19 protein-coding genes are annotated in these 22765 nt (G+C 63.5%); 3 read left to right on the plus strand and 16 right to left on the minus strand.

Features of this window, described 5'->3' with window-relative positions:
* Positions 1-137 precede the first annotated feature (137 nt).
* Both DS839_RS34530 and DS839_RS34535 read right to left on the minus strand, forming a co-directional pair.
* Positions 138-2381 carry an oxidoreductase gene (locus DS839_RS34530; protein WP_119275106.1) on the minus strand — a complete coding sequence of 748 codons (2244 nt, stop codon included), beginning with the start codon at positions 2379-2381 and terminating at the stop codon, positions 138-140.
* Positions 2378-2851 (minus strand): RidA family protein, encoded by a 474-nt coding sequence (locus DS839_RS34535; RefSeq protein ID WP_119275107.1) that lies wholly within the window; start codon positions 2849-2851, stop codon positions 2378-2380. Before DS839_RS34535 ends, DS839_RS34530 begins: the two co-directional genes overlap by 4 nt.
* A gap of 192 nt (positions 2852-3043) precedes the next feature.
* Here DS839_RS34535 and DS839_RS34540 point away from each other — a divergent pair, with 192 nt between their 5' ends.
* Positions 3044-3799, plus strand: coding sequence for a FadR/GntR family transcriptional regulator (locus tag DS839_RS34540; protein ID WP_368912089.1), 756 nt, complete (start codon positions 3044-3046; stop codon positions 3797-3799).
* A gap of 7 nt (positions 3800-3806) precedes the next feature.
* On the opposite strand, the gene DS839_RS34545 is transcribed toward DS839_RS34540, so the two are convergent.
* Positions 3807-4724, minus strand: coding sequence for a dihydrodipicolinate synthase family protein (locus DS839_RS34545; RefSeq protein WP_368912090.1), 918 nt, complete (start codon positions 4722-4724; stop codon positions 3807-3809).
* Between the two features lie 107 nt (positions 4725-4831).
* Entirely contained in the window at positions 4832-5653 is an 822-nt protein-coding gene (locus DS839_RS34550) for an amidohydrolase family protein (RefSeq protein ID WP_119275109.1), read from the minus strand.
* Between the two features lie 107 nt (positions 5654-5760).
* On the opposite strand from DS839_RS34550, the gene DS839_RS34555 reads away from it, so the two are divergent.
* Entirely contained in the window at positions 5761-6585 is an 825-nt protein-coding gene (locus DS839_RS34555; RefSeq protein WP_119275110.1) for an NAD-dependent epimerase/dehydratase family protein, read from the plus strand.
* Between the two features lie 16 nt (positions 6586-6601).
* On the opposite strand, the gene DS839_RS34560 is transcribed toward DS839_RS34555, so the two are convergent.
* From DS839_RS34560 to DS839_RS34585, 6 genes are read right to left on the minus strand one after another with little or no spacing between them, the layout of a single operon-like run.
* Positions 6602-7798: an aminotransferase class V-fold PLP-dependent enzyme gene (locus tag DS839_RS34560; protein ID WP_119275111.1), complete on the minus strand. Its 1197-nt coding sequence runs from the start codon at positions 7796-7798 to the stop codon at positions 6602-6604.
* The gene (locus DS839_RS34565; protein ID WP_119275112.1) at positions 7795-8274 is read right to left on the minus strand and encodes a RidA family protein; all 480 of its coding nucleotides are present in this window, start codon (positions 8272-8274) and stop codon (positions 7795-7797) included. The genes DS839_RS34560 and DS839_RS34565 overlap by 4 nt, the downstream gene beginning before the upstream one ends.
* A gap of 12 nt (positions 8275-8286) precedes the next feature.
* Positions 8287-9084 (minus strand): amino acid ABC transporter ATP-binding protein, encoded by a 798-nt coding sequence (locus DS839_RS34570; RefSeq protein WP_119275113.1) that lies wholly within the window; start codon positions 9082-9084, stop codon positions 8287-8289.
* A gap of 8 nt (positions 9085-9092) precedes the next feature.
* Positions 9093-9743, minus strand: a complete 651-nt coding sequence (locus DS839_RS34575) for an amino acid ABC transporter permease (protein ID WP_119275114.1) — start codon at positions 9741-9743, stop codon at positions 9093-9095.
* 1 nt (position 9744) lies between these two features.
* Positions 9745-10410, minus strand: coding sequence for an amino acid ABC transporter permease (locus DS839_RS34580; RefSeq protein WP_119275115.1), 666 nt, complete (start codon positions 10408-10410; stop codon positions 9745-9747).
* Between the two features lie 23 nt (positions 10411-10433).
* Positions 10434-11318: a transporter substrate-binding domain-containing protein gene (locus tag DS839_RS34585; protein ID WP_119275116.1), complete on the minus strand. Its 885-nt coding sequence runs from the start codon at positions 11316-11318 to the stop codon at positions 10434-10436.
* A gap of 160 nt (positions 11319-11478) precedes the next feature.
* Here DS839_RS34585 and DS839_RS34590 point away from each other — a divergent pair, with 160 nt between their 5' ends.
* Positions 11479-12264 carry an IclR family transcriptional regulator gene (locus DS839_RS34590; protein ID WP_368912091.1) on the plus strand — a complete coding sequence of 262 codons (786 nt, stop codon included), beginning with the start codon at positions 11479-11481 and terminating at the stop codon, positions 12262-12264.
* 266 nt (positions 12265-12530) lie between these two features.
* Here DS839_RS34590 and DS839_RS34595 read toward each other — a convergent pair whose 3' ends face one another.
* From DS839_RS34595 to tsaE, 6 genes are all read right to left on the minus strand, one after another.
* Complete coding sequence (locus tag DS839_RS34595; RefSeq protein WP_119275118.1) at positions 12531-13397, minus strand: alpha/beta fold hydrolase; 867 nt, start codon at positions 13395-13397, stop codon at positions 12531-12533.
* Between the two features lie 157 nt (positions 13398-13554).
* Positions 13555-13878, minus strand: coding sequence for a thioredoxin TrxA (gene trxA / locus DS839_RS34600; RefSeq protein WP_119275119.1), 324 nt, complete (start codon positions 13876-13878; stop codon positions 13555-13557).
* Positions 13879-14187: 309 nt separating this feature from the next.
* Positions 14188-17514: a double-strand break repair helicase AddA gene (addA, locus tag DS839_RS34605; RefSeq protein ID WP_162919001.1), complete on the minus strand. Its 3327-nt coding sequence runs from the start codon at positions 17512-17514 to the stop codon at positions 14188-14190.
* Entirely contained in the window at positions 17511-20522 is a 3012-nt protein-coding gene (addB, locus tag DS839_RS34610) for a double-strand break repair protein AddB (RefSeq protein WP_119275121.1), read from the minus strand. The genes addA and addB overlap by 4 nt, the downstream gene beginning before the upstream one ends.
* 12 nt (positions 20523-20534) lie before the next feature.
* Positions 20535-21248 carry a nucleotidyltransferase family protein gene (locus tag DS839_RS34615; protein ID WP_119275122.1) on the minus strand — a complete coding sequence of 238 codons (714 nt, stop codon included), beginning with the start codon at positions 21246-21248 and terminating at the stop codon, positions 20535-20537.
* Positions 21245-22762 carry a tRNA (adenosine(37)-N6)-threonylcarbamoyltransferase complex ATPase subunit type 1 TsaE gene (tsaE, locus tag DS839_RS34620; RefSeq protein ID WP_162919002.1) on the minus strand — a complete coding sequence of 506 codons (1518 nt, stop codon included), beginning with the start codon at positions 22760-22762 and terminating at the stop codon, positions 21245-21247. Before tsaE ends, DS839_RS34615 begins: the two co-directional genes overlap by 4 nt.
* Positions 22763-22765 lie beyond the last annotated feature (3 nt).

The following is a 22765-nucleotide window of genomic DNA, read 5'->3' on the forward strand; positions in this document are numbered from 1 at the left end:
TTTGCTCATATCACTTTGCATGGGGGTCACGCTCCATCAGATGTGTGGACAACGATGGGCATCTTACCCTCGTCGTCCGCCCCATTGAATCTTCTCCCACGCGTGCCGCGCGGGAGAAGGGGAAAACCTGTGGACTCCTAAACCACATAATCGCCGAGCTTCGGGAAGGTCTCGTGTCCCCAGATCTGACGCTCACGGATGATGGCGCGCGGGCGCTCCGGATTGACGCTCTCGAATTCGCGCGCGATGCGGTGGCCGTCGAAGATCGCGTCGGCCAGATAGCGTGGCGCCAGGCAATCGCCTGAGCGAACGATCGTCTCGAGCTGGGTTTCCTGCCAGCGCGGCTTCAGCGCCATGAGACCGTCATAGAGTTCCGTCTTAGCTTCGCGCGCGGTGCACAGAATGACGCTGTCACAGCGAAGAATGTCGAGCGCATTGCCGAGGCGGCGCGGATAGACGCCGGTCTGAGGCTCCGTGGTGCGGCGTGAGCCGTCGCGATAGAGATCATAGAGCGCCACCTCGACGCCTTGGGTACCCTTCTCCACGCGCTCGACCCAATGAGCGAGCCGCTCGCCGATGCCCTTCTCGCGCATCATGCGGCGCAGATTGTAGCCTTCGAGCGTCAGGCCCGCCATCGGCGCCACCGTGTCGAGATGGGTGACCAGCGTCACCTCCTTGCCCTGGTCGGCCAGCACTTCGGCGATGCTGATGGCCATGAAGTAGCCGTCCGAATCGAGCACCACGACGCGATTGCCAATCGCCTTACCGGCGAAGAACTGCTCGGGCGTCACGAAATGATCGAGGCCCGAGTCGATGCCCGGTATCGCATCCGGTCCGCTGGCGCCCAGACCGTTGCCGACCCAGCGCGCACCCGTGGCCAGCACGACGCGGCGGGCGCCATAGCTCAGAATATCCTCGGCGGTGACGAGGCCGGTGCCGCGCATGATGGTCACATTGGGCATGCGCGCGATCTGGCTTTCGCGGTAATCATAGACCCGTCCCCATTCGGCGAGGCCCGGCAGGCGGACAACATCACGCAAGTGGCCGCCGAGCTGCTCCTTGGCTTCGACGAGATGCACCTCGTAGCCGCGCTTGCCGAGTACGCGAGCGCATTCGAGCCCTGAAGGGCCCGCGCCGACCACCAGTACCATCTCAGGATCGGGCGCAGGCTCGAAGCGCTCCGGATGCCAGCCGCGGCGATATTCTTCGAGCGCCGTGGGATTTTGCGTGCAGATGATCATGTTATTGAGATTGAAGCGCGACACGCAGGCATTGCAGCCGATGCATTCGCAAATATCCTCGACGCGCCCTTCATCGATCTTGCGCGGCAGCCAGGGATCGGCGATCGACGGGCGCGCCGCGCCGATGATGTCGAGTTGCCCTGAGCGAATCACCCGCACCATCTCGTCGGGCTCGGTGAAGCGCCCTACACCCACCACCGGCACCTTGGCGATGCGCTTCACTTCCGCATTCCATGGCGCCTGGTGGTTCGACTTGTAGAAGCGCGAGGGGCCCGAATCCTCGCCCCACATGTCGTTGCCCGAGCCGCCGATGATGACATCCCACATGTCGACGAGACCGAGCCTGGTGATGTATTCGACGAAGGCCAAGCCTTCGTCGCGGAGCTCGAGCCCCCAGGGCCCGGCCAGGTCGTCGATCGAAATGCGGGTGGCGACGGCGCATTCATCGCCCGCGACCTTCTTGAGCCGCTCCAGCGCCTCGACCCAGAAGCGCGCGCGGTTCTCGAACGAGCCGCCGTATTTGTCCGTGCGACGGTTGAAGTGGCGCGACAAAGCGTGCACCGGAAAGACGCCGGCGGCGCCGTGGATATAGAGAATGTCGAAGCCCGCATCCTTGGCGCGGCGCGCGGCATCCTCATACATCTGCATGACGCGTCCTATATCCTCCTCGGTCGCGGCATAGGTATAGACCTTGGGCGTGCCGGCCGAAGGGAAGCGGTCGATGGCCGGCGCTATATAGCGACTCCACAGATTGTCCTTGACGCCGCCCGCGCCCAATTCGACGCCGGCGAGCGCACCCCATTTGTGGACCTCGTCCACCATGTGACGGTGATTGATCACATCGCCTTCGTCCCACAGGGTCGTGTTGGTCGAGGTCGACTGATTGACCTCGGGATGGATCGAGCAAGATTCGGTCGAAAGGCCGCCCCATCCCCCTTCCGCCTTCACCGCCCGGTGACCGGCATTGGATCCGGGCCGCGGATGGCCGGCGCCGGTGCATTGCGGAACCTGGTAGAACCGGTTCTTCATCGTCTTGGGCCCGATGCGGATCGGCTCGAACAGCGGATCATAGCGCGGGTCGCGGCGGCGCGGCGCCGCACCGGCGGAAGCGGAAGGTTTCTCCAGCGATGCCGTGCTCATGGCGCGATCTCGATGATGGCTTCGACCTCGACGCTGACGCCGCGCGGCAATGTCGCGACGCCAATGGCGCTGCGGGCATGCCGGCCGGCCTCGCCGAAAACCTCCACCAGAAGCTCGGAGGCGCCGTTGGCAACGCTCGAGGGATCGGTGAAGGATGGGGCGGAATTGACGAACACCGTCAGCTTGAGGAACCGTTTGACCCGGTCGATGCGCCCGCCAAGGGCTTCGTTCAGCTGGACGATCAGGTTGAGCGCGCAGAGCCGCGCCGCCTTGTAGCCCTCCTCCAGCGAAAGCGTGTCGCCGACGCGTCCCTTGAACTGGATGTCGTCGCCGCGGCGCGGGATCTGCCCCGACATGAAGACCAGATTGCCCACGGTCTGGGCCTGCATGAAGAAGCTCGAGCCCGCTTTGGGGACGGGCGGCAATTCGGCGCCCAAGGCTGAAAGGCGGTCCTGGAAAGTCACACTCATGATCTTGAAAATCCCCGTCAGGAAATGTCTGGCTGCCGCCCGCCGGACCCTTAGCCGGAGCCCGGCCTTGCGCTACAGCCAGCGAATTGTAAACTTATCAGACATCTTTCGGCAAGACGGCAGTTGAGGGCTTGCGCAAGATCGGATGATGCTGCAAATCAAAGGTTGCGCATGCAGAAAGGGAGAGCAGGCTTGACTCGCAAAACCGGCGCAAAAACGGTGCGGCAGAAGGCTGAATGGCAGGTGCAGTCGGCGAGCCGGCCGTCGCGCCTCGCCGACCAGCTCTATGGCAAGATCCTCGACCGCATCGTCTCGGGCGCCATGCCGGAAGGCGAGAAGCTGCCCTCGGAAAGCCAGCTTTGCGAGATCTACGATGTGTCGCGGCCGGTGGTGCGCGAAGCATTGTCGCGGCTCCAGGCCGATCGCGTGGTCATCTCTCGGCACGGCTCCGGCACCTTCGTGCAGCGCCGGCCGAACCAGGCTTTCGCGCTCTTGGCGCCGATCGACGACATCGCCGGGCTCATGCGCTGCATGGAATTCCGCATCGCGCTCGAGGGCGAGGCCGCGTTCCTGGCGGCGACGCGGCGCACCGACGCCGATCTCGAGCGGATGAAGCGGGCCTTCGACGATCTCGAGAAGATCATCGCCACGGGCGAGATCGGCAGCGAGGCCGACCAGGCCTTTCATGTGGCGATCGGCGCCGCCGCCCAGAACCAGCTCTTTGTCCAGACCATGGAAATCCTTTCGGAGCACACGCTGCGCGGCATGGAGCTGGCGCGCACCTTGTCGCTCCGGCAGAGCACGCGCCGCCTGCAGCTCGTGCAGCAAGAGCACAGCCGCATCCTCGACGCGATCACGGCAGAGGAGCCGGAAGAGGCGCGCAAGGCCATGCGCACCCATATCGACAATGCCCGCCTGCGCGTGCTGAGCGACAGCATAGAACCCTGATCGGGGTTCAGGCCGCCGCCTTGGCGCGGGCCAGATCCCGCGCATGGAGCTCTCGCGCGAGCGGCGCCACCCGCAAGCCTTCGCCGTCGCTCAGATTCGACAGAAGCGGCAGGATCGGCCCCATATCGGCAATGCCGGCGAAGCTCACCCCGTCATGCAGCACGCGCGTCGGGTTGATCTCGTCGCGGGCATTCTCGAAAGGCAGAAATGCCTCTCGCAGGCTCTCCGCCTCGTCGAAGGCTCCGCTCTTCAGCGCATCGAGCAGCGCCGTCGACAGCCTGGGCGCGATCGATACCGAGCCCGAGGTGAAGGCCCTGAGGCCGAAATGGCGCCAATGAGCGATGGCGGGCCGCTCGCCGATGCCGCTGATGATGCGCGCTTTGTCCACGTGCCGGACCAGCTCGGAAAGATAGGCGTCCTGGCGCGGATCGTCGCGCACGACAGCGTATTTGATCGCCGAGACGATGCCGCGGTCGATGAGGCGGGTGACGGATGACACCGACAGATAGGTCTCGGATTTGAGATAGATAATGACCGGACGGCCGAAGCTGTCGGCAAAGCGGCCGATCCCGTCGGCCGTGCCTTGATCGGTCGCCATGCCGCTTGCGGGCAGCACCATCGCCGTCGGAAACGGCTTGGTTCGCAACACCTTGGCCTGGTCCTTGAGCTTGCCGAAATCCGGACCCGCCGACGGGATGACCCACGTCGCGGGCGAGGCAAGCTCGAGCAGCATGTCCAGCACCTCGGCATAGTCGCTCGGCGCCAGGTGGTAGAAATTGGCGTTGCCGCCATACATCAAGGTCGAGACGCCGCCCCGTTCCAGATGACGGATCAAGGCGGCATTGGCCGCGCGGTTGAGAGTAAGGTCGCCATTCCGGGCAAGCGGCGGTACCGCCACGACCGATTTTCCCGGGTCACTGTGCACTGGTCTGTCCTTGTCGATGGGAATGAGGGTTGCGGAAGAGAGGCCATTCCTACCCGCCTCGCGCCGCTGAGTCAACCAAAGACATAAACTTGTCTTACGTCTTTTGACTAAGTCAGGCCGAACAGCCGCCGCGCCGTCCCGCCCATCACCTGCGCCCTGTCCGCCGCGCCGAGTCCCGGGAAAGTCTCGCCCCAGGCGATGAGTTTCTTATAATCGCAGATGCGGGCGGCGCCCGGATAATCCGATCCGAACAGTGTGCGCGACGGACCGAACCGGTCGAGGATCTTGCGATAGAACACGGCGATATCGGGGAAGGGATAGGGGCTCGCCGCGTCCTCGGCGGTGCACAGGAGCTTGCAATGAATATTGGGCTCGCTTGCCAGGAGATCGAGACAGGGCTCCACATCCCGCCGCGCATGGATGTGCGGTCCGAGATAATCGACGATGACGGGCAATGTCCCATGGCGTGCGGCGAGGCGGGCAACGACCGGCGCCTGATCGATATCCATGTGGAAGGATAAAGAGAGGCCCGAATCGGCTATTGCCGCGAAGAGGCTCTCATATTGCGCGCCCGTCAGCGCGCTCATGTCGCCTTGGCGGATGGTGTTGAGGCGCAGGCCCCGATAGAGGCCGTCGGCGCAAAGGCGCTCGAAGTCGGCGCGCGGCACGGCGGCGCGCAGATCGATCTGGCAGATGCCGGCGAAGCGGCCGGGCCAGGCCTCGAGGCAACCTTTGAGATAGCGGTGGTCCGGACCATAGGCGCTCGGCTGCACCAGGATCGCCTTGTCGACCCGGGCCCGGTCCATATCGGCAATCAATCGCTCGATCGGCGCGGGTTTGGTCGGCGCCGGCACATGGGCGAGAATTGGTCGGAAGGGATAGGCCTCGCGATCGGCGGACCAGACATGCACATGCGAATCGACGATCATGCCTGCTCCTGCGACACGTCATATCCTTGAACAATGGGCGGCGACATATAAACTCGACTGACAAGTTGCACAAGCACGCCCACCACCTTGAGGGATTCTTCTTCGCCATGACCGATAACCGCCCGCTCCTGCTCACCGGCGCCGCCGGCATCCTCGGCCGCTGGCTCAGGCCGCGCCTGATCGAGAAATATGGCGCGCTCAGATCGTCCGACGTGGCCGATCCGGCGCCTCCCCTTGCCGGCGAGGAGATCGTCGTGGCCGAGCTCGCCGATTTCGACGCGGTCGACCGGCTGGTGAAAGGAGCGGGACGGATCATCCATTTCGGCGGCATTTCCTTCGAAACGAGCTTCGATCGCATCCTCAAGGCCAATATCGCCGGCACCTACAATGTCTTCGAAGCGGCGCGGCGCCATGGCGCCGGTCCCATCGTCTATGCGAGCTCCAACCATGCCATCGGCTTCTACACGAAGGACGACCGGCTCGATGCCAATGTCCCGCAGCGCCCGGATTCCCTCTATGGCGTTTCCAAGGCCTTCGGCGAGGACCTGGCCAGCTTCTTCGCCGACAAATATGGCATGGACTTCGCTTGCCTGCGCATCGGCACGGCGCGGCCCGATCCCATAGATCCGCGCCATCTGTCGACCTGGCAGAGCTATGAGGATCTCCTGCGCCTGATCGACGCCTGCTTTGCTGCGCCGAAGCTCGGCTGCACCATTCTCTACGGCGTCTCGAACAACGACCGCAGCTGGTGGAGCAACGCCGACGCGCCGCATGTGGCCTACCGGCCTCAAGACAATGCCGAGACCTTCGCCGCCAAATTGCTGCCTGACGGCGACAAGCGCGATTTAGCCGCGCCGGCGGTGAAATATCAGGGCGGCCCCTTCGCCGCCGAGGACTACATGCAGCGGCCCGCCGACGCGCCCGGACGCTGAAGCTGCGACCGACGCTTCAATCCGGCCAGGTAAGCAGTGCCTTGAAGTTGCGTTCCTTGCCGGCTTCGGCGAAGCGCGCGGCATTGGACGAGCGCAGCGTGCCCGAAAGCCGCCCGGCGACGATCTCGGCCTCGCCCGGATGCAGATTGCACGGATCGAGATAGAAATGGCCGCGTTCCGTCTCATGGTCGCGCACGATGACGGGGGGATCACCGGTCGCAAGCGCCGCGGCAAGGCTTGCCGCCGAAAAGCCGCTATCGGGATGGACCGAAAGCTTGAGCCGGTCGAGCGGGTTATTGGTCGGATCGGGAACGATCTCGGCCACGACGCCCGGAATGGCTTGCAGGGTGCTGAGCCAGAGGTCCAGAGCCTGGCGCTCACGCTTGCGGATCCCCGCATGGTCGCGCTTCTCCCAGGCTTCGAGCGCCGCCATCACCCCGGCAATGCTTTCCTTGCCCACCTTCATGCCGCGGCCGACGCCGCGATTCTGCAGATAGGCGGCACGCACGAGATCCTTGCGCCCGGCGACGATGCCGGTCGTCGGTCCGCCGAGAAACTTGTGGCCGGAATAGATGACGATATCGGCGCCCTGCGCCAGAAAGCCCTTCAGATCATATTCGGAAGCGGCATCGACAATGACCGGAACGTTCTTGGCCCGGCAGATCGCCGCGAACTCTTTGAGCGGAATCATGCCATATTGCACGGTGTGATGCGACACCACATAGAGTGCTGCCGCGGTACGCTCGTTGATCGCATTCTCGAGTTGATAGCCATAGCTGCTGCTGATGGTGCCGACCGGCACCACTGTGCCGCCCGCGAGGCGAATCGACTGATCGACCGGCGCGCCATAATTGACGATATGCCCGATCTGGATGGGCACTTCGGTCTTGAGACCCCTCGTATCGTCCGGCAGGCGTTCGATCGCCAGCAAATCGTCGCGCGTCATGGCGCCGGCGATCGCGAGCGCGATGCCGCTGGCGCAGGAGGCAGTGACGAAGCCGGCTTCGCCGCCTGTCAGCCGCGCGATGACCGGGCTTGCCTTGCGATGCAGCGCGTCGATCTCGACGAATTGCGGCGCGATCGCCGCCATGGCGTTGATCGCTTCCGGCACGATGATCGAGGCACCGAGCGCCGTCATGGTGCCTGAGACATTGATGATGGGCCGCAAGCCGAGCTTTGCACGAATGTCGTGGTCTTTCACCTTGTCGTTCATGGGCCTTCCTTTATGACTTCGAATATCGCTTCGATCTCGACCGAGATATTGCCCGGCAACGATCCCATGCCGACCGCCGAGCGGGCATGTTGGCCGGGCACACCGAATACTTTCGCAAACAGATCCGAGCAGCCATTGATCACCGCGGGATGATCATGGAAGTCCGGCGTGGCATTGACCATGCCGAAGAGCTTGACGACCTGCGCCACGCGGCCGAGATCGCCCAGCGCCTTGTGGGCGACGCCGAGAAGATTGAGGCCGGTGAGCCGCGCATGTTCATAGGCCTCGGCGACACCGAGGTCGCGCCCGACCTTGCCGGTCATGAGCCGGCCATCCGCCTGCCGGGGACCCTGGCCTGAAAGATAGAGCATATTGCCGGAGAGCTTGAAGGGAACATAGGTCCCGATCGGCACTGCAGGCGTGAGCAACGGCAAGCCGAAAGCCTTGAGCCGATCGTAAGGGGAATTCGCGTTCATCGCTGTTTCATCTCAAAGACGGTGGGCGGCGCTGAATCTTGCGAGGAAGCTGCGCAATCGCTCGTTCGGCTGGTTGGACGAAAAGATGTCGGCGGGAGGCCCCTCGGCGCTGATGGCGCCATCGGCCATGAAGACGATGCGCTGGGATGCATCGCGGGCAAAGCCGATCTCATGCGTCACGGTGAGCATGGTCATGCCCTCCGCCGCCAGCGACAGGACGACATCGAGCACCTCACCGATGAGCTCGGGATCGAGCGCAGAGGTGATCTCGTCGAGCAGGAGGATCTTGGGCTCCATCGCGACGGCGCGCGCAATGCCGACACGCTGCTGCTGGCCACCGGAAAGCTCGGACGGCAGGCGGTTGGCCTTGTCGGCAAGCCCCACGCGGGTGAGCCAATGCAGGGCCTTGTCCTCGGCCTCGGCGCGGCCGAGCCCCCGCACTTTCGTCAGGCCGAGCGTGATGTTCTGCGCCGCCGTCAGATGCGGGAACAGGTTGAAGAGCTGGAACACCATACCGGTTTCGGCGCGCATGCGGGCGAGATCACGCTCCGGGCGGCGCTTGCGCGCCTCGCCGTCGCGATAGCCCACCTCGACGCCGTCGATGGCGATGGATCCCCCATCGTAAGTCTCGAGGAAGTTGACACAGCGCAGCAAGGTGGTCTTGCCGCCGCCCGAGGGCCCGATGATCGAAATCACTTCGCCCTTGGCGACGTCGAGATCGATGCCGCGCAATACGTGAGTCGATCCAAAGGATTTCTGCACGCCCCGGATGCGCAAGAGCGGCGTTGTGGCGGATGAGGTCGCAGCCATGAGCTCCTCTATTCCCGGATGTAGCTGAAGCGGCGCTCGAGCGCGCGGCTTCCGATCGACAGAGCGTAGTTCATCACGAAATAGAGCAGCGCGCCGAAGCAATAGAGAACCAAGGGATCATAAGTCCGGCCCACCACCTTCTGGATGCCGTATAGGAGATCGCCGACGCCCAGCAGCGAGATGAGTGCCGAGCCCTTCACCGCGTCGGTGACGCCGTTGAGCCAGGGCGGCAGGAACCGTCGCATGGCTTGCGGTGCGACCACGTAGATCAGCCGCTCATGGAACGGCAGGCCGATGGCCTTGGCGGCGTCCATTTGCCCGCGCGGCACCGACTCGATGGCGCCGCGCACATATTCGACAACCTGGGCGATCTTGAAAACAGTGAGCCCGAGCACCGCCGCCGCGAAAGAATTGAGATTGAGCCCGGTCAGCGGCAGGCCGTAATAGACGAAAAACAACAGCACCAGGATCGGGATGCCGCGAATGATGTCGCTGAAGCCGCGCACCGCCCAGCGCACGGGGAGCGGACCATAAACGAGGCCCACGCCCAGCACGATGCCGATCACGGTCGAGACCGCCACTGTGATGAGCGACACTTCGATGGTGACGAGAAGCCCCGGCAGCAGGAAGGGAATGGCGTAGGCGATCTGGTCGAGCATGTCAGCGGCCGATCGCGTAGCGGCGCTCGAGCATGCGCAAGCCGATCAGGATGGCGTAGCCGGTGACGAGATAGAGCCCGGTGACGACCAGATAGACTTCCATGATGCGGAAAGTGTTGAAGTTGATCCACTGCGCGCCGTAGGTGAGCTCGGGCACGGCGATCACGGAAGCGACGGATGTGTCCTTGAACAGGGACACGAAAGTGTTGGACAGGGCCGGCAGGGCGATGCGCAGCATCGTCGGCAGGCGGACATGGATGAGACGCTGGAGCGGCGTGAGCCCGATCGCCTTGCCGGCATCGATGAGGCCGCGCGGCACGGCATCGAGGCCGGCCCGGAAGACTTCGACGAGATAGGCGCCGGCATAGGCCGACAAGGTCACGACGAACGACGTCGTGTTGCTGTAGGCGAAGTCGACGACCGTCGGCAGGCCGTAGAAGACGAGATAGACCAGCAGGATGAGGGGGACGTTGCGGATCACCTCGACATAGGCCGCGATGATCGCGCGTGCGACACGTCCCCCCGACACATAGATGACGGCAAGAGCGAGCCCGATGACGCAGCCGATGCCGATCGACAATATCGCGAGCTCGAGGCTGAGGATCAGCCCCGACCACAGCTTGTCGAAATGCCGCCAGATCAGCGTGAAATTGAGGTCATAGCCCATCACCAGCGGCCTGGCCTTCAGTCTCAGATGGACGGGAAGCCCGTCGCCCGCGCCGCCAGGTCGATGCCGAAATATTCCTTGAAGGCCTGGTCGTAGATGGCGCTGTCATTGCCGTGCATCGCCACGCTGAAGCAGGTGTTGACGAAGGTCAGCCAATCGAGATCGCCCTGCTTCACGCCGGCGCCGTAAAGCTGGTTCTGCCAGCTCTTGCCGCTGTCGGCATAACGGTCGGGAGTCCTGGCGACCATCCAGCGCACCGTCGAGAGATCGACCGCCGCCGCATCGGCCCGCTTCGATTCGAGCGCCTGGATTACATTGGCCTGGGTATCGACCTGCAGCACCTGGGCCTCGGGAAGCACCGCATGCACGTTCTTTTCGCCATCGACATTCTGCAGGATCGAGACCTTGGTGTCCTTGCCGCCCTTGAGCAGCGCATCGAAAGTCTTGTTCGGCGCATCGGGACGGGTGAGGAGAGCAATGCCCTCGACATAATAGGGCCGGGAGAAGTTGATGAGCTGGGCGCGCGCCGCCGAGATCGTCATGAACTGGATGACGATGTCGACCTTGCCGGTGGTGATGTTGGGAATGCGCTGGTCCGGAGCCTCATCCACGAACTCGACCTTGGTCTCGTCATCGAACAGTCCCTTGGCGAGAATCTTCGCCATGGTGATGTCCATGCCGACGAGCTCGCCCTTGTCGTTCTCGAAATGCCATGGCGCATTGGTACTGCCGGTACCGACGATGAGTTTGCCGCGCTCCAGTACCGTGCGCAGCAGACTGGTCGACGCTGCCTGCGCATAGGCCTGTTCGGGCTTGAGAGCCGTCGTCGCAAGCGCTGCGGCGCCTGCCATGGCGAGCCCCACGGAGCCGAGTTTCAAGAAATCACGGCGTTCGAGATCCTGGTCCATCGCTTCCCTCCTTGGCACCTTATTGTTTCGGTCACCGAACCCGATGCCGGAACGGTTCAGCAACCAGCTTGTCCAATATACTGGACATCTATCTTGTATTCTGTACATGCTATCACAGAACCTGCCTCAGACAAGGCCAAGTTGCGAAGAGGAACGCGTTTTGGACCAGACTCCCCCGTCCAGTCAGAAAGCCGGGAGCGGCGGCTCGAACCGGGAGCGCGGCCTCGACCGGGTGATTGCTCTTCTCGCGCATCTGCATCGTGTCGGCCGGCCGGTGCGCGTCGGCGACCTTGCGCGCGCCCTCTCAGCACCCCGCTCGACCGTCTATTCGCTGGTCAAGAGCCTGATCGATGCGTCGCTGCTCGAAAATATCGGTCCGAATGGCGAGGTCTTCTTCGGCAAGAGCATCTATTTCTATGGGATGGATTATCTGCGTGCCCATGATCTCTTCGAGCGCGCCCGCGCCGAGGTCGACAGGCTGGCGCGCGAAACCGGCGAGACAACGCAATTCTGCGTGCTGCATGAAGGCCATTATACCGTCGCCCATATGAGCTCGGGGCAGCGGCCGTTCCGCGTCAGCTCGGAAGTCGGCGTGCCTATACCCCTGCCCTGGACAGCCTCAGGCCGGCTGCTGCTCGCCGATTTCTCCGACGCGGATATCCGCGCGATGATAGCGCCGGGCGACTTGCATCCGCCGCGCAGTGCGGCCATGACGATCGAGGAATTCCTCGCAGCTGTTGCAACCGCGCGTCGGGAAGGCTCCTGCATCACATCAGGCCTCATCGATCCCTACACCCATTGCATCGCCGCGCCGATCAGGGACCAGGCCGGCCGCGTGACCGCGACCTTGTGCTTCGTCGTGCTGGTCAACACGCCGCCCGAACGTATCGCCAGTTTGCGCGACATGCTCATCGCCAGCGGGCAATCCCTGTCGCTGGCGCATTGATCAAGGTTGCTCCATTTATCAGAGGCAGGTGCCAAGCGGTTTGATTTTGCGGGCTCTTGAGCTATTGCGCAATCCTCGCTCCATTACGAAGTCACGGAATTCGTTTTGCCGCAAATTCTCCGATCTTCCTGGATCTGAGCATTGGCATCGAAGAGACGCGGCGTGGCACCAAACGGATCGCGCATCTTCCTAAAACAAGTTTGAGCATCGCGCCAAAGTGAAAGCTTCACATCGAAACGGCGCTCAATATCTGATGCGCATGGTCGTTATTCGAACATCCCTTTCGGCCTTTCACCCTTCAGGAAGGGCTCGATGACGGCATGGAGCAGATCGGCTTGGCCGATGACGGCGGTATGGGACGTCGCCGGCAGCACGGCGAGTCGCGAAGCGGCCAGGGGCTTGCCCATGTCGCCCATGGCACCGCCCCCCAGCAGCCGAAACAGCGCAACCGCATGTTCGAGCGTCACCACATCGGCGTCGCCGGCAATGATCAGCACCGGGGCCTTCAGCGTCTTGACATCCGCCTTCCAGGCCATCGGCTCGCGCTCGAGCGCGATCAGCTTCTTGACCAGGGCCGGGAAGCCGTCGGGATTGGCGGCGAGTTTGCGATAGTCGGCTGCGAAAGGCATGCCGACAATCATCTCGACCGTCATCTGCGGAATGAAGGCCCTGAACTCCGGCTGCCAGCCCTCGGCATCATAGGCGACGGAGGCCGCGACGAGCTTGTTCACCTTTTCCGGATGGCGGATGGCGAGCTGCAGGCCGGCACCGGCGCCCATCGAGTAGCCGAAAACATCGGCCTTCTTGATGCCCACCTTATCCATGAAGGCGGCGACATCATCCGCCAGATTGGGATAGGTGATCGGCCGGTCGATGTCGGTGGTGCGGCCATGGCCCTGAAACTCGAGCGCATAGACCTTGTGCGTCTCGGCCAGCTTCGGAATGATGGCGCCCATTGTCGGGATATTCATATAGGCGCCATGCAGGACGATCAGCGGATCGCCCTCGCCCGAAACCTCATAATACATCGTCATGCCGTTGACTTCGACCCGGTCGCCTTTGGGTTCGGACTGGGAAAAGGCCGGGCCTGCCATAAGCAGCAGAACCAGGGCCGTCAGGACGCTACGGAACATCGATATCTCTCCTCGTTGCTGCGCCGGCTTATGCCAGCGTCGACACCACGACGAAAGACGCCTCTGCCAATCGACATCGCCCCCGAAATTTTTTAGCAAAGAAAAGGCCGCCCCGATGCTTGCCGGGACGGCCTTTGACAGTCTCGATTTTTGCGGTTCAGGCGATCGACTGCTCGATCCAGGACTGGAGCTGGCCCTTGGGCGCCGCACCGACCTTGGTCGAGGCGACCTTGCCGCCTTTGAACAGCATGAGGGTGGGAATGCCACGCACGCCATATTGCGACGGCGTCTTCGGATTGTCGTCGATATTGATCTTGACGACCTTGACCTTAGGCCCGAGCTCCTTGGCGATCTCTTCCAGCGCCGGGGCGATCATCTTGCACGGCCCGCACCATTCGGCCCAGAAATCGACTACCACCGGACCATCCGCTTTGAGGACATCGGCGTCGAAGGAAGAATCGGAGACCGGTTGCGTTGCCATGGAAACCTCGTGGGGAAATAGGAATCGGTTGATCGAAAGGTAGGGACCGGGCCCTTCAGGGTCAAGGCCGGTCCAGTCACATGGCTGGCATGAGCGCCAAGCGTTGCGATGATGCCGGATCGGCACTTTCGCGACCTCCGATTTCCCTGCTGGGGATCTCGGCCGATTTTATCCATGCCTTTGTTATCACTTATATTTTTTATTCTCGACAGGATCGGGAAAACCCTCTTTGCGAATTTTCCCTGTACCTTCCCTGTATCCGCTAACCGCCGGCAATGCGATCGCCATGTTTTCAATTACTTGCGCCGATCACGCGAGCAGTTCGGGCGGGATGACCATCAGCTGCGGGATCTCGGTCCACAGAAGCGCTGCCGTCACGGTTTTCTCAGGGAACATCCGGGCAAGGGCCGAGCGATAGGCGGCGAGTTGGGCGACATAGGCAGGCGGGACACCGCGCAAGTCCTTGGGCGGTGCGCGGTCGCTCTTGTAGTCGAGGATCAGGACCTCGGTCCCGGTCACGACGATACGGTCGACCTGGCCCGCCAGCACGCCCTTCTCGCCCAGATCGGCGACCAGGGGAATTTCCGCCAGGCCGCTTTCGCCGAAATAGGCGGCATAGTCCTGATGCTCGATGATGGAGATCACACGGTCGGCGAGAGTCCTGGCCTTGCTGCCGGTGATCTTGCGCCTTTCGAGAAGCTGCAGCGCCGCCTGGCGTCGCCCGCCGCTCGGCATGTCGGGCAAGAGCTGGAAGAGCCGATGCAGCGCCCTTCCCTGCTCCAAGGCGGCGGCCGACCCTGAGACCTTCTTGCGCAAGAGCCGCGAGGGATTGACCCAGTCGCCGCCCGTCAATTCCCGCGGTGGCCTTTCCGTGATCCAGGCCGGCACACTCTCAGTGCTTGCCGATCCGGCAAGGCTCTCGGATGCTGCCTCGAGAGGCGCCGTCTGCACGCCTTCGATGCGCAACAGGCCTTGCGCGTCGCGCGGTCCCTCGACGCTCGCCTCGACCAGCGCATACCAGCTCTGGGACTTCGGCGCCTCGTCGGTCGTGTAGCCGCAAATATAAAGCTCGTCGCGCGCCCGGGTCAGCGCCACATAGAGCTGGCGGCGATATTCGTCCATGCGCTGTTCGCGCAAGAGATTGCGCAAAGCCGTGACGCCCGGCGCCTCGACGCCGCCGCCGAAGCGCCAGAAGGGGACGACCTTGCCTTCCGGGGCTGGAATCATCAAAGGCTGCACTTCATTGCGATCATCGGGCATGGAACAGGTGTCGGGCAGGAAGACGATCGGCGCCTCGAGCCCCTTGGCACCATGCACGGTCATGATCCGCACCACGTCGCTTGCCTGATCCATATCGCGACGGATCTCGGTGTCGGCCGAGGTAAACCAGTGCAGGAATCCCTGCAGGCTCGGCGTCTCGCGCTGCTCATAGTCGAGTGCCAGATTGAGGAAGGCATCGATGAGATCGACCGCCTCGGGACCGAGGCGCGACAGGATATTCTGCCTCACGCTCGGCATGTCCTCACCGAGCACACGGGCGTAGAAGCCGAAAGGCGATTCTTGGGCGCTGATCGCCATCCATCTGCGCAACCTGGCGCAGACCGGCCGCAGCGCCGCGCTGTCCTCGAGCCTTCGCCACAGGCTTTGCCGCCCGCGGCTCTCAGCCAGCGCGAAGAGATCGTCATCGTTGAAGGCGCGGTCCTCCGGATGCCGGATCAAGGGTGATTTGAGCAGGCAGGCGAGCGCGTGATCGTCCTCAGGCAGCACGATGAACTGGCCGAGCGCCAGGAGATCCTGGATGGCGATGTGCTCATTGAGCGTCACCCGGTCGGCGCCCGCCACCGGCACCCGCAAGCGGTTGAGCTCGCGCAGCATGCTGGTGAAGAAATCATTGCGGCTTCTGACCAGGATCAGGATGTCGCTGGGCCGCACCGGCCGGCCCAGAGCCGTGATCTGCCTTTTCTCCCTCAGCCAGCCGGCGATGGTTTCAGCGATGCGATGCGCCAACTTGCGCGCCGGGTGGTTGCGGTCGATGCGATCGACCGGCACGAGCCAGGGATCATGCTCAGGCTTCTCGTCCTTGAGCATGACCGGCCATAGTTCCACACGACCGGCATAGCCCCTTCGCACTGCCTCATGCACGATGTCCGTCTCATTTTTCACAACCAGACCGCGTCGCGCTATCTCATTCTCAAAAACGTCATCGACTGCTTTGAGCACCGTTGCCGTCGAACGATAGGAAACATTCAACGCCACATTGCCCAAACCTCCTTCGTCCTCACTGATGCGGGCCTTGAAATAGAGATGGGCTTCCTCGAAAGCCGCCGGATCGGCGCCTTGAAAAGAGAAGATCGACTGCTTTCGATCGCCGACAACGAAAAGCGTGCGCATCACGCCGCTGCGCGCACCTTTTCCCGCGAAGAACTCCTCTGCCAGCACCTTCACGATCTGCCATTGCGCCGGGCTCGTATCCTGGGCCTCATCGACGAGGATGTGGTCGATGCCGCCATCGAGCTTGTAGAGAACCCAGGCCGAAGAAACCTGCTCGACCAAGAGGCGCCTCGTGCGCAAGATGAGGTCCTCGAAATCATAGCGGCCATAGAGGCGCTTGAGCCTTTCATATTCGGCGATGATGCGGGCGGCGACATCGACCAGCGCTTCCGTCGCCTCCATCATGACGAGTGCTGAACGCTTGCTGAAAAGGGCAAGCACGCGAGCCATTTCCGCGTCGATGGCTTCCGCAAGCCAGGGTGCTGCGGTTCGCAGCTTCTTGCTCGCGATCGAGCTCGGAGCCTTGGGCTTGCGGCCTTTGGTGAGGAACAGATCCTCGAAGGCGTCAAGATCAAAGGCCTTGATGCGGCGCAAGGCGCGGGCCGATTTCTGATCGGCAGCCCCGGACGAGGCCTCGAGCGTGACGATCATGCGGTCATAAAGGACAGGATCGATGGCAAAGAACTCGGCCTCGGCTGTTGCTGCCGTATCATTCGGTCTCAGGCCCAGTTGCCGGCGAAGGTAACCCAGATCGACGGAAAGATCGGAGCGCTTGACAAGGATCGTGCGCAGCAATTCATCGAAAGCATCGGCCTGGGCACGCGCCACGATGCGCCGGAGCGCCGGATCGCCCCCCGTCTCGGCCGCCGCGATGATGCTGCGGCGGGCCTGGTCGAGAAGCTCGGCCGAGCTTCGCTCATCCATTACCTCGAAGCCCGGCACAACGCCCGCCTCGACCGGGAAGAGCTGCAGCAGCCTTTCGCAGAAGGCGTGAATGGTCTGGATCTTCAAGCCGCCCGGCGTCTCGAGCGCCAGGGTGAAGAGCTCACGCGCCCGCTTCAGCGTATCGGCCGTCACCTCTTGATGACCCATGGCGCCGATATGGCGGGCAAGTTCCGCATCCGCGAGCGTCACCCAGTCACTGAGCCGCCCGTGGAGCCGGCTCGCCATCTCGGCCGCCGCCGCCTTGGTGAAGGTGATGCACAGGATCTTGTCGGGCGCCGTGCCTGAAAGCATCAGCCGGATGACACGGTCGATCAGAACATGCGTCTTGCCAGAGCCGGCATTGGCCGCGACCCACACTGACCGCAACGGATTGGAGGCGAGACGCTGTTCATCGCTCGCGACATTCAGGCGGAGATTCATGTCTCCTCCTCGGCAATCGACCATTCACGCCAGCGCGAGAGATGGTCGAAGGGCGATGTATCCTGCTCCTTCTCCATCGCCGCGCGCGGAATATAGCCATGCGTCACATCATCATAGGCCCGCATCAGCGCCTTGAACTTTTCGAGATGCTCATGGGCCTTCGCCATGACCTCGATCTCGGTGACCGGCGCCAGCAGCCCCGGCGGTTCGCCGCCCGACAGCTTGATATAGAGAAGCTCGCTCGTTTCGATGGGCGAAACCGCTTCAAAGCCGCCTTCGGAAAGCATGGCGGCTTCGAGGGTGAGCTGCGGCGCCAATCCCGACTTCACCTGCGGACTCGTCGGTATGCGGCCCGTCTTGTAATCGATGAGCCGGGCCTTGCCGGAGTTGAGGATGTCGATGCGGTCGGCGCGGCCCGTCAAGGTGAAGCCGTCGAAGCGATAGGCGGCCGCGACCTCGGCATAAGTGCGAACGATGCCTTCGCGCAACTGTCGTTCCTCGCCGATGAACCAGGGCACGATGCGCTCGAAACGCGGCCACCAGAAGCCCGATACATCGGCATCGGCGAAGTACGGCTCGAAAACCTCCCGCCCGATCTTGCGCAGCTGCATCTCGGCGTCGTCGGGTAATTCGACCGGATAAGCCATGGCGAAGAGATTGAACGCCTTGTGGACGAGATTGCCCCGGAGGCCGAAATCGGCCGCAGCACCTATGGGCGACAGGGGCTGAAGCTTGAGCACCTTCTCGGCATAGATGCGGTAAGGATCGCGCATCAGCTTCTCGACCTGGGTGATCGACAGGCTCCTCGGCCTGGCCGCGACAGGCGGCTTGGGCCTCGGCATTGCGACGCGGCGATCGCCCTTGGCATCGTCGAAGCTTTTTGCCCAGGCGAGCCATTGCATGCCCGCCTCATAAGGGACGCTGGTCGCCGCAAGGATCATTTCGAGCCGCAATACCCAGCGCGAGGCGACGGCCGGCTGCTCCTTGACGCGCTTGGACCAGGTGAGGACCAGCTCCTTGGCGCCAAAGCCTTGCGCAAAATCATGGGCGGTAAGGCCGATGCTGCGCTCGGGCTGCATCAGCTCAAGCATCGCGCGCATCGGCCGGTTGATCCACGGTCCGGGATCGGGCTGGGCCGGCCAGCTTCCCTCCGTGAGCCCGCCCATGATCACGAGATCGGGATTGATCAGGCGCGCTTCGAGCAAACCCAGGATGGTGAGGCGAGGATGATGCAGCGGCAGGCGCACCGGCAGACGGCGCAGCCAGCTCGTGAGGAACATCAAGGCGCGCTGCCGGTCGCAATCGGGCAGGAAGTGTTCCGCATCCCCCATCGATAGGACGAGCTTGTCCAGCGCTTCGGCCGCGTGCGGGTCGGCCATGTCATCGACGGTCGCCGCCAATGCCGCCATGAGCAGGCCGATATGCCGGTTGAGCGGCGCCGACGCCGCCCTGTCTTGCGCCAGGGCGCCAAGAGCCCCGGCGATTCTCAGCGCATAGTCCTTCGCCAATGCCCAATCATCGTCACCGAGCCGCTTCAGGGCCAGATGGGCATGGTGATTCGTCCGTGCCTCCTGGCGCGCGCGCTCCAGCGCTTCGGCAATCGCTACGGGTTCGAGACGGTCGCGGCCGTCGCGCAACAAGGCCAGGTCGATTATGGCTTGCGCCTTCTGCGCTTTCTCAGGCAGCCAGCCGAAATGCGCCAGCGGGTGATGCAGCAGCTTGGCGAATTCGTGAATGGCAAAATCGGTGAGCGTGTAGTCGATCAGGGCGGCGACCAAAGAGCCCAGCGGCCGGCGGATGAGCGGCTCACCGGCCGAATCGTCGATCTCGATCCCCCAGCGCTTGAGGGCGCTGATCACGCGCCGGGCCAGATCGCGGTCGGGTGTCACCAGAGCCGCGGTCTTCTTCGGATCCTCCAGGGCCTCGCGCATCGCCAGGGCGATGACCTGGGCCTCCTGATGGTGGTCGCGCGCCTCGACCAGGCTGACTTTCTCCATGCCGCGCACGATGTGCGCACGGCCCGAGTTCAAAGTATCGCGCCAGGTCGAAGCCGTGGGCGTCGGGCGCATGATCTCGGAGGCGAGCCACATGCGCGCCGCGTTGCGCCTGAGGCCTTCGACGCCCGGCAGCATTTCCACCTCGTCGCGCTTCACATGCCAGCCGTCGAGAAGGCGCTTCAGGCCGAATTGCGGATGTTGGGGACCGACATGGCGCCAGCTCTCCTCGCTCATCGTCTGGTCGAGGCCCGGCAGGACGACCGCGCCTTGGGGAAGAGAGGCGATCGTCTTCAGAAGCTCGGCCGCCGCCGGTATGGAGCCTGTCGAGCCCGCGGCGATGATGGGTGTCTCAGGCTTCGTTTCAGCGAGGCGGCGTGCTTCGAGCCTGAGCAGGCGGCTGCGTCTCTCCATGGGCCCGAGGCGGCCCAGCATGAAGAGCTCGACCGGCAGCTTCTCGCGAATGATCGCGAGAAAGCTCAGGATCGAATTGCGGTGCTCGGCGAGATCGGCCGTGAACAGCTCCGGCAGACGATTGAGATCGACCTCCTCGGTTTCGAAGGTGTCGAGTAGCTCGGCGAGACTCTGCGCCAGCGCAATGGCCTGCGAGGGAGAGCCGGCGATCTCGAAAGCAAGCCTTTCCTCGGGATGCGCCGCGGCCCATTCGTCGATCAGCCGGATGAGGAGCGCTTCGCGTTCGAGTGTCGAAATGGCGGTCGCCAGATGATCTTCGTGCGGCGAGGCGCCCGGGATATCGGGACCGAGCAGATCCTCATCGACATCGCCAATGGGCCGGATGCGCGGCAGGAGCATCGCCTCGCGCCCGGCGGCGCCGAGGAAGCTGCGCTGCAGGCTGCGCACGGCACGCCTGGTCGGCAAAAGGATGGTCCAGCGCGGCAGATCTTCCACGCGCGGCGGCGCTGTGGCGGAAGGAATGTCGCCTGAGAGAATTGCGCGCGTCAGCGCCGGCAGGAAGGCGACGTCGGCGGGGATCGTGAACAGCCGGAGGCTCACGCCTCGCTCCCATCACGCGCCGAGGGCGCGCTCGGCCAAGGGGATGGCATCCGGCGTGCCGACATGCAGCCACTGCCCCTCATGCTCGATCCCGTAAAGACGCCTCTCAGCAATAGCCCTGTCCCACAAAAGGTTCATGGAGAATTTCGACAAGCGAACATTGGCGAAGAGCCTCGGATGCACGAGATAGGCGCCGATATAGGCCAGGCCCGTCTCGCCCGGCTTGGGCCTGCCGGTGAGCCGGCCCTCGGCATCGATCAGGAAATCGCCACGGCCATCATAGCCGATGGTCCTTTCGGGGTGACAGAGCAAAAGCAGGCAGTCCATGCGCCGATCATCCCAGCGGGCGATGAGGCGTTCGAGCGCCGGCTTACCGCTGTCGATCCAGATCGAATCGCTGTTGACCACGAAGAAAGGTGCTTCCCCCAGGAGTGGCAAGGCCTTGAGGATGCCGCCGCCGGTATCGAGCAGCTCGCCACGCTCATCCGAAATGACGATGCGGGGCGATGAGTGCCGTCTGGCCCAGGCCTCGATCTGATCGGGGAGATAATGGACATTGACCACGGCGAGGTCGCAGCCGGCATCGCTCAGATGCTCAAGGCCATAGTCGATGAGCGGCTTTCCCGCCACTTCCACGAGCGGCTTGGGCTTGCCGTTGGTCAAGGGACGCATGCGCTGGCCGAAGCCCGCCGCCATGATCATGGCTCGCTTTCCGAGATCGCTCATTGCGGCAGTGATTCCCTCAAAGACTGCGGCAAGTGGCGGTCATACCATTGGCGCAGGTTGCCGAGCCGCGGATGGCCGAGATTGCGCTCGAGATAGCGCGACACGCGCGGCATGTGGCGTAAATAACCGCGCTTGCCGTCGCGCTTGGCGAGACGGGCGAAGATGCCGAGGATCTTCGTCGCCCGCTGTGCGCCGAAGAAGGCATAGGCCGAGCGGAAAGCCGCCTCGTCGAAGCCGGGCTTGCCCTCTCGCAGCGCGCAATATTTGTCGAGCAACCGGTCGGCCAGAGCGAAATCGACGTCGACGCGCGCATCCTGAAGGAGCGAGGCCACGTCGAAAGCGGGATGGCCCAAGACACAGTCCTGCGTGTCGATGATGCCGACCCGCTTCAGGCCACGCCGTTCCGGCAGCCACATCAGATTGGGCGAATGGTAGTCGCGCAGGATCCACACCGGCTCATCATGCTCGGCGAGCGGGAAGAGGTCGGACCAGATGGCGAGGAACTCGGCACGATCCTTGTCGGAAGGGATCGAGGCCTTGGCGAAGGGCCAGAACCAGTCCAGCACCAGCTCGACCTCGATGGTCATGGCGTCGCGGTCATAGGCCAAAATATGATGCCAGCCATTGTCCGGGATAGCGACCTTCTGCGGCCAGGCTTTGCCCGCCATGTCGGCCAGGAGGCGCACCGCTTCTTCCAGCGGCTCGGTCATGTCGTCGCCGCGCAGCATCTTCTTGCCATAGACGTCCGAGCCTAGGTCCTCGATGACGGCCAAGCCCGTCTTGGCTCGGGCAGCGAATATTTTGGGCGCGCTATAGCCCTGCTCCTCGAGGCAGGTGTTCACCGCCAGCACCGCCTTGATGTTCTCAGCCAGATGCGCAATGGCGCTGTAGGGCTTGCCGTGCTTCACGATGGGACCGTCAGGGCGCTCGGCCATGTCCATCAGCACCGCCGTCTTCTTCCCCATGACCAGGCGCTCATAGCGCCGGAAAGAGGCATCGCCTTCGAGGAACACGCGACGCGCCTTGGCCCAGGCCGTGTCCTTCAGGAAATCGGCGATTGCCGTGAGCCGCTTCAGCGCCAGCGCCCAGGCGCCGGAGCCTGCGAGTTCCGCGTTCCGGCCCTTGCCCGCCGTCGTGAGCTTGATGTCGAGCCGGTCGGCCGAAAAGTCGGCCCTCAAGCGCTCCGGCCATTCCACGATCAGCTGATGGGTCAGGAGAAGCTCGTCCAGCCCGAGTTCGCCCAGCTCGTCCGGTGCCCCCAAACGATAGAGATCGATATGGGCGACCGGCACCCGGGTCGTGTCATAGGTCTGGACCAGGGTGAAGGTCGGCGAGGGCACCTCGATTTCCTCGCCCGCCAGGGCCTGGATGAAGCTGCGCGCCAAAGTGGTCTTGCCCGAGCCCAATTCGCCATGCAGGCAGATGACGCTGCCGGCCCTGGCCATCAGCGCAAGCTCGGCGCCCAGAGCGGCGGTTGCTTCGGTGTCTTTCAGCTGTCGTGCAAATGAGGCCATGCT

The organism is Taklimakanibacter deserti, from assembly GCA_003574785.1.